This is a genomic window from Burkholderia sp. HI2500, assembly GCF_002223055.1.
Classification (GTDB): Bacteria; Pseudomonadota; Gammaproteobacteria; order Burkholderiales; family Burkholderiaceae; genus Burkholderia.
Genome location: NZ_NKFL01000004.1, coordinates 2,040,896 through 2,057,456 on the forward strand (window position 1 = coordinate 2,040,896; position 16,561 = coordinate 2,057,456).

11 protein-coding genes and 1 tRNA gene are annotated in these 16,561 nt (G+C 64.8%); 9 read left to right on the plus strand and 3 right to left on the minus strand.

Annotated elements, in window-relative coordinates; genetic code table 11:
- Window positions 1–23: 23 nt before the first annotated feature.
- Complete coding sequence (aceE, locus tag CFB45_RS12225) at window positions 24–2,720, minus strand: pyruvate dehydrogenase (acetyl-transferring), homodimeric type (protein ID WP_089425765.1); 2,697 nt, start codon at window positions 2,718–2,720, stop codon at window positions 24–26.
- Window positions 2,721–2,993: 273 nt separating this feature from the next.
- Between aceE and fixL the strand changes: the two genes are divergently transcribed.
- From fixL to CFB45_RS12245, 4 genes are all read left to right on the plus strand, one after another.
- The gene (fixL, locus tag CFB45_RS12230; protein ID WP_011352574.1) at window positions 2,994–5,510 is read left to right on the plus strand and encodes an oxygen sensor histidine kinase FixL; all 2,517 of its coding nucleotides are present in this window, start codon (window positions 2,994–2,996) and stop codon (window positions 5,508–5,510) included.
- Window positions 5,507–6,145: an oxygen response regulator transcription factor FixJ gene (fixJ, locus tag CFB45_RS12235; protein WP_006493245.1), complete on the plus strand. Its 639-nt coding sequence runs from the start codon at window positions 5,507–5,509 to the stop codon at window positions 6,143–6,145. Before fixL ends, fixJ begins: the two co-directional genes overlap by 4 nt.
- Window positions 6,146–6,383: 238 nt before the next feature.
- Window positions 6,384–7,244 carry a bifunctional methylenetetrahydrofolate dehydrogenase/methenyltetrahydrofolate cyclohydrolase FolD gene (gene folD, locus CFB45_RS12240; protein WP_089425766.1) on the plus strand — a complete coding sequence of 287 codons (861 nt, stop codon included), beginning with the start codon at window positions 6,384–6,386 and terminating at the stop codon, window positions 7,242–7,244.
- A gap of 243 nt (window positions 7,245–7,487) precedes the next feature.
- A complete protein-coding gene (locus tag CFB45_RS12245) occupies window positions 7,488–9,575 on the plus strand; it encodes a M3 family metallopeptidase (protein ID WP_089425767.1) in 2,088 nt (695 codons plus the stop codon).
- A 61-nt stretch (window positions 9,576–9,636) separates the two neighbouring features.
- Here the strand turns inward: CFB45_RS12245 and dinB are convergent, their stop codons facing one another.
- Window positions 9,637–10,800, minus strand: coding sequence for a DNA polymerase IV (dinB, locus tag CFB45_RS12250; RefSeq protein ID WP_089425768.1), 1,164 nt, complete (start codon window positions 10,798–10,800; stop codon window positions 9,637–9,639).
- 138 nt (window positions 10,801–10,938) lie between these two features.
- On the opposite strand from dinB, the gene CFB45_RS12255 reads away from it, so the two are divergent.
- Complete coding sequence (locus CFB45_RS12255) at window positions 10,939–11,631, plus strand: aspartate/glutamate racemase family protein (protein WP_089425769.1); 693 nt, start codon at window positions 10,939–10,941, stop codon at window positions 11,629–11,631.
- Between the two features lie 97 nt (window positions 11,632–11,728).
- Here CFB45_RS12255 and CFB45_RS12260 read toward each other — a convergent pair.
- A tRNA-Met gene (locus CFB45_RS12260) sits at window positions 11,729–11,805 on the minus strand.
- Between the two features lie 360 nt (window positions 11,806–12,165).
- Here CFB45_RS12260 and CFB45_RS12265 point away from each other — a divergent pair.
- From CFB45_RS12265 to CFB45_RS39265, 4 genes are all read left to right on the plus strand, one after another.
- On the plus strand, window positions 12,166–13,365 hold the full coding sequence (locus tag CFB45_RS12265) for a tyrosine-type recombinase/integrase (protein WP_089425770.1): 1,200 nt from the start codon (window positions 12,166–12,168) through the stop codon (window positions 13,363–13,365).
- A gap of 147 nt (window positions 13,366–13,512) precedes the next feature.
- A complete protein-coding gene (locus CFB45_RS12270; protein ID WP_089425771.1) occupies window positions 13,513–13,704 on the plus strand; it encodes an AlpA family phage regulatory protein in 192 nt (63 codons plus the stop codon).
- 21 nt (window positions 13,705–13,725) lie between these two features.
- Entirely contained in the window at window positions 13,726–14,031 is a 306-nt protein-coding gene (locus CFB45_RS38345) for a hypothetical protein (RefSeq protein WP_144025196.1), read from the plus strand.
- Window positions 14,028–16,184 (plus strand): phage/plasmid primase, P4 family, encoded by a 2,157-nt coding sequence (locus CFB45_RS39265; RefSeq protein WP_218828872.1) that lies wholly within the window; start codon window positions 14,028–14,030, stop codon window positions 16,182–16,184. Before CFB45_RS38345 ends, CFB45_RS39265 begins: the two co-directional genes overlap by 4 nt.
- Window positions 16,185–16,561 lie beyond the last annotated feature (377 nt).

Here is a 16,561-nt window from a genome sequence, read left to right on the forward strand (position 1 = left end):
CGCGGCATCACACGGCGTGTGCGTTAAACGGTCATCGGGTTGGGCTTCGACGGATCGAGGTTGTACTTGGCGATCGCGTCCGCGACCACCTTGCGCTCGATCGTGCCCTCGTCGGCCAGCGCGTTGAGCGCGGCGACGGTGACCCAGTGACGGTCGACTTCGAAGAAGTGACGCAGCTTCTCGCGGGTATCCGAGCGGCCGAAGCCGTCCGTGCCCAGCACGACGAAGCGGCGATCGATCTGGCCGCGGATCTGGTCGACCAGCGCACGGACGTAGTCGGTCGATGCGATGACCGGGCCCTGCGTGTCCTTCAGGCACTTCTGCACGTGCGACAGACGACGCTCTTCGGTCGGATGGAGCAGGTTCCAGCGTTCGACCTGGTGGCCTTCACGCGCGAGCTCCGTGAAGCTCGGCACGCTCCACAGGTCGGCGGCGACGCCCCAGTCGTTCTTCAGCAGGTCGGCGGCAGCGATCACTTCGTTGAAGATCGTGCCCGCGCCGAGCAGCTGGACGCGCGGCGCCTTCTTGTCGGCGTCGGCCTTCTTGAACGCGTACATGCCCTTGATGATGTCGGCCGCCACGTGCTCGCCCTGCGGAATCGCCGGGTGCTCGTAGTTCTCGTTCATCACCGTGATGTAGTAGTACACGTCTTCCTGGTCCGCCACCATGCGGCGCAGGCCGTCCTGGACGATCACGGCAAGTTCATAGCCGAAGGTTGGGTCGTAGCTCACGCAGTTCGGCACCGATGCCGCCCACAGGAGCGAGTGGCCGTCTTCGTGCTGCAGGCCTTCGCCGTTCAGCGTCGTGCGGCCCGCGGTACCGCCGAGCAGGAAGCCGCGCGAACGCATGTCGCCCGCGGCCCATGCCAGGTCGCCGATCCGCTGGAAGCCGAACATCGAGTAGAAGATGTAGAACGGCACCATGATCTCGCCGTGCGTCGAGTACGACGTCGCCGCCGCGATCCAGTCGCACATGCCGCCCGCTTCGTTGATGCCTTCCTGCAGGATCTGGCCGGTTTCCGATTCCTTGTAGAACATCAGCTGGTCGGAATCTTCCGGCACGTACTTCTGGCCCTGCTGGTTCCAGATGCCGATCTGGCGGAACAGGCCTTCCATGCCGAACGTACGCGATTCGTCCGGGACGATCGGCACGACGCGCTTGCCGAGCGCCTTGTCCTTCAGCAGGATGTTCAGGATCCGCACGAACGCCATCGTCGTCGAGATCTCGCGGCCTTCGCCCGTGCCCTTCAGCAGCGGCTCGAACGCGTCGAGCGCCGGCACCGGCAGCGACGTCGCCTTCTCGCGGCGGTGCGGCAGGTAGCCGCCGAGGTCCATGCGCTGCTTGCGCATGTATTCGAGTTCCTTCGAGCCTTCCTCGAACTTCAGGTACGGCACGTCGGCGATCTGCTCGTCGGTGATCGGCAGGCGGAACTGGTCACGGAACTTCTTCAGTTGCTCGACCGGCAGCTTCTTCTGCTGGTGCGTGATGTTCATCGCCTGGCCCGACTCGCCCATCCCGTAGCCCTTGATGGTCTTCGCGAGGATGACGGTCGGCGCGCCCTTCGTGTTCGTGGCTTCGTGGAAAGCCGCGTAGATCTTGTGCGGATCGTGGCCGCCGCGGTTCAGCGCCCAGATGTCGTCGTCCGACCAGTCGGCGACGAGCGCCTTCAGCTCAGGCGTGTTGAAGAAGTGCTCGCGCACGAACGCGCCGGATTCCGACTTGTACGTCTGGTACTCGCCGTCGACGACTTCCATCATGCGGCGCATCAGCGCGCCCGACTTGTCGCGTGCGAACAGCGCATCCCAGCGGCTGCCCCAGATGACCTTGATCACGTTCCAGCCGGCACCACGGAATTCCGATTCGAGCTCCTGGATGATCTTGCCGTTGCCGCGCACCGGGCCGTCGAGACGCTGCAGGTTGCAGTTGATCACGAACACGAGGTTGTCGAGCTTCTCGCGGCTCGCCATCCCGATCGCGCCGAGCGATTCCGGTTCGTCCGTCTCGCCGTCGCCGAGGAATGCCCACACCTTGCGGCCTTCCGTCTTCGTGATGCCGCGCGCTTCCAGGTACTTCATGAAGCGGGCCTGGTAGATCGCCATGATCGGGCCGAGGCCCATCGACACGGTCGGGAACTGCCAGAAGTCCGGCATCAGCCACGGGTGCGGGTACGACGAAATGCCGTTGCCGTCGACTTCCTGGCGGAAGTTGTCGAGCTGCTCTTCCTTCAGGCGGCCGAGCAGGAACGCGCGCGAGTAGACGCCCGGCGACGAGTGGCCCTGCACGAACACGAGATCGCCGCCATGCTGCTCGGACGCTGCGTGCCAGAAGTGGTTGTAGCCGACGTCATAGAGCGTCGCGGCCGATGCGAACGATGCGATGTGGCCGCCGACGTTCGTGTCCTTGCCTGCACGCAGCACCATCGCCAGCGCGTTCCAGCGCGTGTACGAACGGATGCGGTGCTCGATGTCCTGGTCACCCGGGATCTTCGCCTGTGCGGCGACCGGGATCGTGTTGATGTACGGGGTATTCGCGGAAAACGGCAGGTGTTCGCCATGCATGCGGGCGAATTCGATCTGCTTTTCGATCAGGTAGTGCGCGCGGCCAGTGCCCACGGAGGAGATTACGCCGTCGAGCGACTCGAGCCATTCGACGGTTTCCTGCGGGTCGTCGTCATGTTCGGCGGCGACATATTTCATCACTTCGTTCGGTACAGCGGACATTCTCGTCTCCTGGGTCCTGGAATGTGAGGATCGCTCTCGTGCAGACGACGCGACGCGACCGGCTGCGGGCAAGCTCCGACGGATTGTAATGAGCGTGCGCGGGCATGCGCAACAAAATTTTCGAATTGTGAGATCTTTTCTCGCAATGCGGAATATTGCTGCGCTGCACCCATATTCCGGGGCTCTCCGGCGCATCGCGGCTGAACAAATCCGTTTCCGTTCAACATATCCGGTATAGGTTTTCCATGTATTGCGCTGCGCTACAATCCTGCCATGTTGACCGATCGGCTTTTCGCACGCTCGGCGCGACCGTCGGGCCCGCCGGCGGAGTCGCAGCCGTCCCGTTGGCACCACGGACCGTGGTGGTCCAATTCCTATTTGCTGACGCCCCTGCTGTCGATCCTGGTGTTCCTGGTGGTGATGAGCCTCATCCTGTGGAGCCTCAATCGCCGCGAACAGCAGCAGCAGGAAGACACCCTCTTCCGTAACGTCGCATGGGCGCAGCAGCAGATCCGCCTGTCGATGACGGGCGCGCAGGAACAGCTCCAGGCGCTGTCGCGCGATCTCGCTTCCGGCCGCCTCGACCAGAACGCGTTCCAGATGGCGGTCGCGGACGTGATGCAAACGCATCCGGAAATCCTCTACCTGAACTGGTACACGTCGCCCGGCGTGCAGCGCTGGCCGACCGTGCATCCGCCGCTGCTCGGCCAGCGGCTCGCGAAGCCCGGTGAAGCGCAGATGCAGGACGCCGTGCGCGGCGCGTACGACGAGGCGCGCAGCACGCGCCGCCAGGCGTATTCGCCGCTGATCTACGACGACTTCGGCAACGGCTTCATCACGCTGCAGACACCGGTGATGCGCGGCGACCGCGAGTACCTCGGCTCGATCGCCGCGGTGTTCTCGGTCGAAGGCATCCTGAAGCACGACATCCCGCAGGAGTTGTCGTCGAAGTACAAGATCTCGATCACCGACGCGAACAACCGCGAGCTGTCGTCCACGTCGACGCGCCCGCGCCTGCCGCGCGACTCGCACTACGACCTGCCGCTCGATCCGCCCGGCCAGGGGCTGACCGTGCGCGTGTACGCATTCCCGCAGCTCACGAACCTGACCAACAACACGCTCGTATGGCTCGTCGCAGGCCTGTCGTGCTTCGTGCTGTGGAGCCTCTGGAGCCTGTGGAAGCACACGCGCCAGCGCTTCGAGGCGCAGCAGGCGCTGTACGCGGAAGCGTTCTTCCGCCGCGCGATGGAGAACTCGGTGCTGATCGGCATGCGCGTGCTCGACATGCACGGCCGCATCACGCACGTGAACCCCGCGTTCTGCCGGATGACGGGCTGGGACGAAACCGACCTCGTCGGCAAGGTCGCACCGTTCCCGTACTGGCCGCGCGACGCGTACCCGGAAATGCAGCGCCAGCTCGACATGACGCTGCGCGGCAAGGCGCCGAGCTCGGGCTTCGAGCTGCGCGTGCGGCGCAAGAACGGCACGCTGTTCCATGCGCGCCTGTACGTGTCGCCGCTGATCGACAGCTCGGGCCGCCAGACCGGCTGGATGTCGTCGATGACCGACATCACCGAGCCGAAGCGCGCGCGCGAGGAACTCGCGGCCGCGCACGAGCGCTTCACGACGGTGCTCGAAAGCCTCGACGCCGCGGTGTCGGTGCTGGCCGCCGACGAAGCCGAGCTGCTGTTCGCGAACCGCTACTACCGCCACCTGTTCGGCATTCGCCCGGACGGCCATCTCGAGCTGTCGGGCGGCGGCTTCGACCGCGCGCAGGCCTCGTCCGACTCGATCGACATGGTCGACGCGTTCGCGGGCCTGCCGGCCGCCGCGCTGACGAGCAGCACGGCGGACGCGCAGGAGGTGTACGTCGAGAGCATCCAGAAGTGGTTCGAGGTGCGCCGCCAGTACATCCAGTGGGTGGACGGCCACCTCGCGCAGATGCAGATCGCGACCGACATCACGACCCGCAAGAAGGCACAGGAACTCGCGCACCAGCAGGAAGAGAAGCTGCAGTTCACGAGCCGATTGATGACGATGGGTGAAATGGCGTCGTCGATTGCTCACGAATTGAACCAGCCGCTCGCCGCGATCAACAACTACTGCTCGGGCACGCTCGCGCTCGTGAAGAGCGGCCGCGGCACGCCGGAAACGCTGCAGCCCGCGCTGGAAAAGACCGCGCAGCAGGCGCTGCGCGCGGGGATGATCGTCAAGCGGATCCGCGAATTCGTGAAGCGCAGCGAGCCGAAGCGCCAGCCGGCGCGGGTCGCGGACATCGTCGCCGACGCGGTCGGGCTCGCCGAAATCGAGGCCAGGAAGCGCAGGATCCGGATCGTCACGGAAATCCTCGCAAGAATGCCTATTATTTATGTCGACCCCGTGCTGATCGAGCAGGTGCTCGTGAACCTGATGAAGAACGCGGCCGAAGCGATGGCCGACGTGAAGCCGGCGTCGGTGGACGGCGTGATCCGCGTCGTCGCCGACATCGAGGCGGGCTTCGTCGACATCCGCGTGATCGACCAGGGCCCGGGCGTCGACGAAGCGACCGCCGAGCGCCTGTTTGAACCGTTTTACAGCACCAAGTCCGATGGCATGGGCATGGGGCTGAACATCTGCCGTTCGATCATCGAATCGCATCGGGGGCGTCTGTGGGTGGTCAACAACGTCGAGCCGGATGGCCGCATATCCGGCGCAACGTTCCACTGCAGCCTGCCCATTGGGGAACCCGCTGATCTCGGCCAAGGGGGGCGCGAGGCATCGGCATCACATACCGTTACGGGAGAACTATGAATAGCCCTGTCACCACCACTCAGGAAACCGTCTTTGTCGTTGACGACGACGAGGCCGTACGGGACTCGCTGCGCTGGCTGCTGGAGGCGAACGGCTATCGCGTGCAATGCTTCTCGAGCGCCGAGCAGTTCCTCGATGCCTACCAGCCTGCCCAGCAGGCCGGCCAGATCGCGTGCCTGATCCTCGACGTCCGGATGTCGGGCATGAGCGGCCTCGAACTGCAGGAGCGCCTGATTGCCGACAATGCCGCGCTGCCGATCATCTTCGTCACGGGTCACGGCGACGTGCCGATGGCCGTCTCGACGATGAAAAAGGGTGCGATGGACTTTATCGAGAAACCGTTCGACGAAGCCGAGCTGCGCAAGCTCGTCGAGCGGATGCTCGACAAGGCCCGAAGCGAAAGCAAGAGCGTCCAGGAACAGCGTGCCGCGAGCGAACGCCTGTCGAAGCTGACCGCGCGCGAGCAGCAGGTGCTCGAACGGATCATCGCGGGCCGCCTGAACAAGCAGATCGCCGACGATCTCGGCATCAGCATCAAGACGGTCGAAGCGCACCGCGCGAACATCATGGAAAAGCTCAACGTCAACACGGTGGCTGACCTGCTGCGCCTCGCGCTGTCGAAGAAGCAGGCCTGAGCGAGCGCCGGCCGCGGCGGCGCTGCCCGCCCGGCCCGCAGCCAGCCCTGGCCGCCCCGCGCGATGCGGCCCACTCGCGCGGCGGCGGCCTTTCTCCCGGCGCACGAGCGCCGCGGCCATGACGCTTCCTGCTTATTCGCTGTCGGACGGCGGCAGGCGAACGGTATAATCGCGTGCTTTGCTGCGACGCTTCGGGCGCCGCACGACCGCATTCCAACTTCCCGGCAGGACCACCACCATGACAGCCCTCCTCATCGACGGCAACGCCCTTTCGAAGACCCTGCGCGCACAGGCCGCCGAACGCGCCGCCGCCCTGACCGCACGCGGCCACCAGCCCGGTCTCGCGGTGATCCTCGTCGGCGCCAACCCGGCAAGCGAAGTCTACGTGCGCAACAAGATCAAGGCGTGCGAGGACAACGGTTTCTTCTCGCTGAAGGACGCGTACCCGGACACGCTGTCGGAAGCCGACCTGCTCGCGCACATCGACGCGCTGAACCGCGATCCGAAGATCCACGGCATCCTCGTCCAGTTGCCGCTGCCCAAGCACATCGACAGCCACAAGGTGATCGAGGCGATCGCACCGGAAAAGGACGTCGACGGCTTCCACGTCGCGAACGCCGGCGCGCTGATGACCGGCAAGCCGCTGTTCCGCCCGTGCACGCCGTACGGCGTGATGAAGATGTTCGAGGCGCACGACATCCCGCTGCAGGGCGCGAACGCGGTCGTGATCGGCCGCTCGAACATCGTCGGCAAGCCGATGGCGATGATGCTGCTCGACGCCGGCGCGACCGTGACGATCTGCCACAGCAAGACGCGCGACCTCGCCGCGCACACGCGGCAGGCCGACATCGTGGTCGCCGCAGTCGGCAAGCGCAACATCCTGACCGCCGACATGGTGAAGCCCGGCGCGACGGTGATCGACGTCGGCATGAACCGCGACGACGCGGGCAAGCTGTGCGGCGACGTCGACTTCGCGGGCGTGAAGGAAGTGGCCGGCCACATCACGCCGGTGCCGGGCGGTGTCGGCCCGATGACCATCACGATGCTGCTGATCAACACGATCGAAGCCGCCGAGCGCGCCGCCGACGCGGCCGCCTGAGCCCCTGCATCATTCAGCCGGCGTGCGGTTCCGCGCGCCGGCGCCTCGCCGGCCGCACCGCACTGCGTCGGTCGCGCCATCAAACGACTCCACCCCGCATCCGACCCCGCGTCAATCGCATCGTTAGAAACTAACGATTGGAAAGCGCGCGATGCGCCCCAATAATGTCGATATCGGGCGCCGCGTTGCCTTGCGCGCCTACCCTTTTCACTCCGGTTCATCCGGCAACAGACAGGGAGTCTTATGTCCGCCAGCGCCAACACCAACCCGCTGCTCGATTTCTCGGGCCTGCCCCGCTTCGGCGAGATCCGCCCGGAACACGTGACGCCCGCGCTCGACACGCTGCTCGATGACGCCAACCGTGCGGTCGAGACGGCAAGCGCGGCCGCGACGCCGGCAACCTGGGCAGCCGTCGTCGAGACGGTCGAGCAAGCGACGGAGCCGCTCGGTCGCGCGTGGGGCATCGTCGGCCACCTGAACGCGGTTGCCGATACGCCCGAACTGCGGGCCGCCTATGGCGAGAATCTGCCGCGCGTGACCGAATTCTGGTCGAGCGTCGGCCAGAACCTCGCGCTGTACGAGAAGTACAAGGCGATCGCCGCAAGCGCCGAATACGCGACGCTGTCCACCGAACGCAAGAAGATCCTGGACAACGCGCTGCGCGATTTCCGCCTGTCGGGCGCCGAGCTGCCCGAGGACCAGAAGCCGCGCTTCGCCGAACTGCAGGAACAGCAGGCCGCGCTGTCGAAGGCCTTCTCCGATCACGTGCTCGACGCGACCAACGCGTACGCGTATTTCGTGCAGGATGAGGCCGACCTGGCCGGCCTGCCCGGCGACGCGATCGAGGCCGCCCGCGAAGCCGCGCAAAAGGATGCCAAGGAAGGCTGGAAATTCACGCTGCACTTCCCGTCGTACTTCCCGGTGCTGCAATACGCGGACAACCGCGCACTGCGCGAGACGCTCTACCGCGCCTATGCGACGCGCGCGTCGGAACTCGGGCCGCAGTACGGTGACGGCAAGGCCGAATGGGACAACACGGCGATCGTCGCCGATGCGCTGAAGCTGCGCCGCGAAGAGGCGCTGATGCTCGGCTTCCGCAACTTCGCCGAAGTGTCGCTCGCGCCGAAGATGGCCGAATCGCCGCAGCAGGTGATCGCGTTCCTCGAGGATCTCGCCACGCGCGCGCGCCCGCACGCGGACAAGGACTGGGACGAGCTGCGCACGTTCGCCGCGAAGGAACTCGGCCTCGCCGAACTCGCGCCGTGGGACGTCGCATTCGCGGCCGAAAAGCTGCGCCAGCAGCGCTACGCGTTCTCGGAAAACGAAGTCAAGCAGTACTTCCCGGAGCCGGCCGCGCTGAAGGGCCTGTTCACCGTCACCGAGACGCTGTTCGACGTGCAGATCAAGCCGGACGACGCGCCGGTGTGGCACAAGGACGTGCGTTTCTTCCGCGTCGAGAACCGCGACGGCTCGCTCGTCGCGCAGTTCTATCTCGACCTGTACGCACGCGAAGGCAAGCGCGGCGGCGCATGGATGGACGACGCGCGTTCGCGCGCGAAGCGCGGCAGCAGCGTGCAGACGCCGGTCGCCTATCTCACCTGCAACTTCTCGGCGCCGGTCGGCGGCAAGCCCGCCTGCTTCACGCACGACGAAGTCATCACGCTGTTCCATGAATTCGGCCACGGGCTGCACCACATGCTCACGCGCGTCGACGAACTCGGCGTGTCGGGCATCAACGGCGTCGAATGGGATGCCGTCGAGCTGCCGTCGCAGTTCATGGAAAACTTCTGCTGGGAATGGGACGTGCTGTCGTCGATGTCGTCGCACGTCGACACGGGCGCCGCGCTGCCGCGCGAGCTGTTCGACAAGATGATCGCGGCGAAGAACTTCCAGAGCGGGCTCGGCACGCTGCGTCAGATCGTGTTCTCGATGTTCGACATGCTGCTGCACGTCGACTTCGACCCGGCGGGCGCCACCGGCGTGACCGCGTTTGCGCGCGAGATCAACGAGCGCTATCACGTGATCCCGCAAGCCGCGTTCTCGCGCTGGCCGAACACGTTCAGCCACATCTTCGCGGGCGGCTACGCGGCCGGCTATTACAGCTACAAGTGGGCCGAGGTGCTGTCGGCCGATGCGTACGCGGCGTTCGAGGAAGCGGCGGCCGCGAGCGGCAGCGTGCTCGATGCGGCGACCGGCACGCGCTATCGCCGCGAAATCCTCGAGGTCGGCGGCAGCCGACCGGCGATGGATTCGTTCAAGGCGTTCCGCGGCCGCGAGCCGCAGATCGATGCGCTGCTGCGCCACAACGGGATGGCTGCGCCCGCGCACTGAGCGGGCCGCCAGCGCGTTCGGCTGCATGTGAGCAAAGGCACCGCTTCGGCGGTGCCTTTTTTCATGGCGCGGGCGACTCGTCGTCGAACAGCGAGAACTGCCCGTGGCGCTCGGCGGTATCTTCGTCGATACGCACGCCGACGCCGAGCAGCCGCACCGCCTGCGCCCGCCGTTGCAGCCCCTTCGCGAGCAGCGTGACGGCCGTGTCCGCATTCGTCGCATCGGCCACGCACTCGACCGTCGTGCGCTGGAAATCGGCGAAGCGGATCTTCACGTACAGCTTGCGGATCGAGCGCGCGGCGCCCGCCCGTTCGATCCGCGCGTCGAGTTGCACGACGAGGCGGCGGATTTCCTCCGCGCACTGCTCGAGCGTCGTCAGGTCGGTCACGTAGGTCGTCTCGACACTGACCGACTTGCGCTCCTGGTCGGCCTGCACGCGCCGCTCGTCGATCCCGCGCGACAGTTCGTACAACCGCCGCCCGAACGCGCCGAATTCGCGGTGCAGGTCGATCAACGGCCAGTCGCGCAACTGCGCGCAAGTCTGGATGCCGAGCCGGTCGAGCCGCGTGGCCGTCACCTTGCCGACGCCGTGCAGCTTGCGCACCGGCAGCGCCGCGACGAACGCGTCGATCTCGTGCGGTCGCACGACGAACAGCCCGTCGGGCTTGTTCCAGTCGGACGCGATCTTCGCGATGAACTTGTTCGGCGCAACGCCGGCCGACACGGTCACGCCGACCGTGTCGAACACGCGCTGGCGGATCTCCCGTGCAATCAGCGTGGCACTCCCCTGGCACCGCTCCGACCCGCTGACGTCGAGGTACGCCTCGTCGAGCGACAGCGGCTCGACGTCGGGCGTGTAGTCGCGATAGATCGCCATGATCTGCCGCGATGCCGCGCGGTACTTGTCCATCGCGGTCGGCAGGATCAGCAGGTCCGGGCACTTGCGCATCGCCAGCGCCGACGACATCGCCGAATGCACGCCGTAGCGCCGCGCCTCGTAGTTGCAGGTCGCGATCACGCCACGCTGGTCGGGCCGGCCGCCGACCGCGAGCGGCCGGTTGCGCAGCGACGGGTCGTCGCGCATCTCGACCGACGCGTAGAAGCAGTCGCAGTCGCAGTGAATGATCTTGCGCATGCGCGGCTGCGCGTCGGCCGGCGGCGGCACGTGCGGATCGGCAGGCGGAATGATGGTCGGGTTCACGGTGCCGATACTGTACAAAAACACAGTGCCGGTTTCAACTGTCGCGTGCGGCCGGGCCCGGCGGCGCCGTACTGGCCCGCCTTGCGCGGATCGTACCGGCCGGGCACGGACAGCCGCGCCTATACTCGTCTGCCGCAAGACACGAAACGCAAAAGGTGACGGATGAAGACGATCGGACTGATCGGCGGGATGAGCTGGGAATCGTCGGCCGAGTACTACCGGATGATCAATCGCCATTCGAAGGCGTTGCATGGTGGACACCACAACGCGAAGAGCGTGCTGGTCACGGTCGATTTCGCGGAGATCGAAGCGCTGCAGCGCACGCACGACTGGGCCGCGCTCGGCGAACGGATGGCCGGCGCCGCACGACAGCTCGAAGCGGCCGGCGCCGATCTGGTCGTGCTGACCACCAATACGATGCATCGCGTCTGCGATGCGATCGAAGCCGCGGTGAAGTTGCCGTTCCTGCACATCGCCGATCCGACCGGCACTGCGCTGCGCGATGCGGGCGTCGAGCGCGTCGCGCTGCTCGGCACGCGCTACACGATGGAGCTGCCGTTCTACGCGGAGCGGCTGCGCGGGAAGTTCGGGATGGAGGTGCTGGTGCCGGACGAACGCGGGCGCGACGACGTGCACCGGATCATCTACGACGAGCTGTGCCACGGCATCGTCTCGCCGGAATCGCGCGCGACGTACGTGACGATCATCGAGGAACTGGCCCGGCGCGGTGCGCAGGCCGTGATCCTCGGCTGCACGGAAATCACGCTGCTGATCGGCGCGGACGACTCGCCGCTGCCGGTGTTCGATACGACCGCGCTGCATGCGAAGGCGGCGGTCGAGTGGGCGGCGCGCTGATCGCTGCCGCGCGGAAAACAAAAAACCCGGCACGGGGCCGGGTTCCTGTCGACGAAGCGCGCATCGGTCACTTGCGCTGCACATCGTCTGGTGTGCTTGGTTGCGGGGGTAGGATTTGAACCTACGACCTTCGGGTTATGAGCCCGACGAGCTGCCAGACTGCTCCACCCCGCGTCAGAGAAATAAATTATAGGGTGAGGAAGTACTCACGTCAATACTTTTGTCACAATTTCTTCCCGGTTCATCGAAACGGCTGCGCGCGGCGCCTCCCCCGCCCCGCACGAAGCGCTCGTTCGCGCCCCGTGCTCGCGGTAAGATGGCGGCCTTCGCATTCACCCCGCACGCACACTCCCGTTCATGAAAATCGCCACCTGCTATCGTCATTCGAACGTTGCTGAACAAAGATAGGCAACGGGTCGTCGTAAAACCCTGTATTTTCAAGGGAATGGCGTTTCCCAACGTCAAGTGACGTTTTGCCAAATCAAGCCCAAAACTGTATATTCGCCTGTATATCAACCAACCGATATACAGGCCATGCACTCCTACGCCACCAAGCTATCTGACACGACGTGCAAGAGCGCGAAGAAGCGTGAGCGCGACTACACGCTGCCAGATGGCGGCGGCCTTCATTTGCTAGTCAAGAAAAACGGTTCACGCCTGTGGCAATACCGCGCCGCCGTGATGGGCAAGCCCATCCTGGTGTCGCTGGGCGCGTACCCCGACATTGGGCTGGCAGAAGCGCGACGTAAGCACCAGGACGCCCGCAAGCTGGTGGCCCAAGGTATCCATCCGACCGAGCATCGAAAGCGCCAGGAAGCCGAGCAAAAGGCGGCCGAGCTGCAGCGCCAAGCAGGATCATTCCGTGCTATGTGTGCCGCCTGGCGTATGCGAACAGACGGCGCATTGCGGCCCGCGTCGATTGCCCAGCGCGAGCGCGAGATAACCAAACACTTGATGCCGAAGCTGGGCGACCGCCTGATGACGGACGTTACTCGGTTTGAACTAGCCGAATTGTTGAAGGACGTCTCCGCGAAGACGCCCGAAGTCGCCCATAACCTACGCACGTACCTAAGTGCGATATGGGAACAGGCAGCCGACCACGGAATTGTGCCCGCCAACATCGTCCCGCTGAAGCTGACCGGCAGAGGCCCGAAGGAGAATCACGCCGCGCTGAAGATCGACCGTCTGGGCGACTTCCTGCGCGCGCTGGATTCCGACCCTGCCGACCTGCAGGGGAAGATCGCAATTCGGCTCATTGTCCTGAACGCTGCGCGCAAGAGCGAGGTAATCGGCGGCCAGTGGTCGGAAATCAATTTCGATGCCGCAGAGTGGCGTATCCCCCCGGAACGCATGAAAGGCGCGAAAGAACATGTCGTGCCGCTGTCGCGCCAGTCCGTTGCACTCTTGCGCCAGCTGCGCGCCCTATCTGGTGGCGATGTGATGTTTCCGAACCGGCGCGACCCTAAGCGTCCGATGGCTGATCGGAGCATCAACAACATCATGGACCGCATGGGGTTCACGGAAGAGGCAAAGCCGCACGGATTTCGTGCGCTGTTCAGCACGTATTGGCACGAAGCCCAGGAACCGCACGACGTGATCGAGTTGTGTTTGGCGCATAGCGTCGGCTCTACGGTGAGCCGCGCCTACAACCGCGCCCAGTTGCTGGATGAGCGCCGCGCGCTGCTGCAGCGCTGGGCCGATTTAGTCGATGATCTATCACGCGCGCCTACATAATCAGACAGCCCCCGCCTATTGCGGGGGTTTTCTTGCATGCCTGCGTTTAAACGCATTGGCATGCGCAGCGGAAATTTTCTGAGAATACTTGGCATCGCTGCACGTCGATGATGGCCCCATGCAAACCAAAAAGGATGCGGGAACATCATGCAAGCAAACCTCAACGTCATTCGCATGCCCAAGGTGATGGAAAAGACTGGCCTGAGCCGTGGTGGCGTGTATTACGCAATGCATCACTCGGGGCTGCCTAAGCAAATATCGCTGGGAAAACGCGCCTCCGGTTGGATCGAGGCAGAAATCGATTCGTGGATCAAGTCGCGCGCCGATGCGCGGCAATAAAAAGGGAGCGTCCACCTACTGATGAAAGCTCCCGAAAATTTGATGCGTGACGGCAATAATTATAGCATTCCTAATCGACGTGGACGCCAGCCTTCGCGTGTATCACCACGCAGCGATTACCGGCTGTTCTGGCGTTTCACCTGCGCTCGCACTGCAGCAGATTTCTACCCTGCCGCCGTCGCGCTTGCCAGCAAGCTGCTGAAGCGCGGACAGGATGCCGCTGACATTGCCATCGACATGGAATTCCTCGCGCGTCGCGCTGGGTTCTCCGGCTTCGTGCTGCCTGTCGTGGCCGACTTGTCGCTGATGACGCGGGGTGCTGCATGAACGCGCGCCACGAATACGCCGGCTGCATGCCGCAAGTCGCCACGCTGCTGCTGGGCGAGCCGACCGAACGCAAGGCACACGAACTGCGTTACGGCACGCGCGGCAGCCTGTCCATCGACCTGGAAAGCGGCGTCTGGCACGACCACGAAGGCGGCACTGGCGGCGGCGTGCTGGCGCTGATCGAGCGCGAGACGGGCAACGTAGGCCGCGCCGCCGTCGCATGGATGGAAGAAAACGGCATCGTCACTGCAAATGACAACACGCCAGCGCCGCGTAAGCGCATCGTCGCGACATACGACTACCTGGACGCAGACGGCGTGCTGCTGTTCCAGGTGTGCCGCATGGACCCGAAGGATTTCCGGCAGCGTCGCCCCGATGGCAGCGGCTGGTCCTGGTCGGTCAAGGGCGTTGAACAAGTGCCCTATCGCCTGCCGCAGATGCTGGAGCGCGCCGACGAAACCATTTTCGTGGTCGAAGGCGAGAAAGACGCCGACAACCTGGCGGCGCTCGGTCTGCTGGCAACGTGCAACGCAGGCGGGGCGAACAAATGGCGCGATGAACTGACGGCGCACTTCAAGGGCCGTCACGTCGTGATCCTGCCAGACAATGACGACGCCGGCCGTGCGCATGCGCAGCTGGTGACTAGCAAGCTGCAAGGCATCGCCGCGTCCGTGCGCGTGCTGTCGCTACCGAATCTTCCGCACAAGGGCGATGTATCGGACTGGCTGGAAGCCGGACACGACACCGACGAACTGCGCGCGATGGTCGAGCAGGAAAACGCGCTTGGGCCTGCGACCGATGACGCACCGATACTCGATCCCAGCCAGATTAGCGAGGATGCGCTCGCACTGGTTTTCGAGTATCGCCACGCCGACGCGCTGCGCTACTGCCACACGGCCGGCGCGTGGTACGCGTGGACCGGCACCCGCTGGCAGAAGGAATCGACGCAGCTTGCCTTCGCATGGGCGCGGCAAATCTGCCGCGACTTCGGCAACGCGCCGAAATTCGCCACGGCCCGCACGGCATCCGCTGTCGAGAAATTCGCCGCATCGTCGCGCCGCCTCGCTGTCACGTCCGAAGTTTGGGACTGTACGCCGTGGCTGATGGGCACGCCTGGCGGCACGGTGGACCTACGCACCGGCGATCTGCACCGAGCAATCCAGGACGACCACATTACGCGACAGACGGCTACCGCGCCCGCTGCGACCGGCACGGTGCCGCGCCGTTGGCTGGCGTTCCTGGAGGATGCCACGCGAGGCGACGCAGACCTGATCCGCTTCCTGCAGCAGATGGCTGGCTATTCGTTGACGGGCGACACGTCCGCACACGCGCTGTTCTTCATCTACGGGGCAGGCGGAAACGGAAAATCCGTTTTCCTCAATACGCTGACGGGCATCCTGGGCGAATACGCGCAAACTGCCGCAATGGACACGTTCACCGCTTCCGCGCACGACAAGCACCCCACTGACCTTGCGGGATTGAAGGGTGCGCGCCTTGTGAGCGCCAGCGAAACAGAGGATGGCCGCGCATGGGCGGAAACGCGGATCAAGAACATGACCGGAGGCGACCCGATCACGGCGCGTTTCATGCGGCGCGACTTCTTCACGTATCGCCCCGAATTCAAGCTGGTCATCGTGGGCAACCACAAGCCGCGCCTGAACAATGTGGACGATGCCACGAAGCGCCGTTTCAACATCATCCCGTTCATCCACAAGCCGACTGCGCCGAACCCGGAGCTGGAAAAAGAGCTTCGCGACGAGTGGCCAGCCATTCTGCGGTGGGCGATTGATGGTTGCCTGGACTGGCAGACGAACGGCCTTGTGCGCCCCGCCGTCGTTGTGGATGCTACGCGCGAATACTTCGAGGACCAGGACGTGTTCGGTCAGTGGCTGGAAGAATGCTGCGAACGCGAGCCACGGCACAAGGATACAAGCGCCGAGCTATTCGCAAGCTGGAAGCGCTACGCGGAAGCAGCCGGGGAAAAGGCCGGCAACACCAAGACGTTCGGCGAAGCGATGCGCAAGCGCGGCTTCGCGACGTGGCGGACAAAGAGCGCACGCGGTTTTGAAGGCGTCCGCGTGATCCCGCGTGCCGCTGCACATGACCCGCGTTTCCCAGGCGACTGGGACGCCGAGCCAGACCGACCGTTCTAACGACCACCAGCATCACACGACCCGGCCACGTGCCGGGTTTTTCTTTGGTGACGGAAGTGACGCATCGGTGACGCATTCACTGTCCTATGCGTCATCTCGCAAAGCCTTATGTAGCAAGGGTTTCCGGGGAGTGGTGACGGATATGACGGATATTTCCCACATCCCCGAATACCGCGCGCGCACGCACGCGCGTCAGCCGTCATATGGGAGAACGCGTCATATCCGTCACCTTTGCTCATGGCGCTGGCCGCAAAGCCTTATCTGGCGTGGGTTTGTGGCTGGTGACGCATGGGTGACGCATTGCCTGGCGTGCGCGTGCTGCAGCGTGCTCAGGTATTGCCACGTGCCTGCGAGCGGCGTGGCGAGGCTGGTGGCGC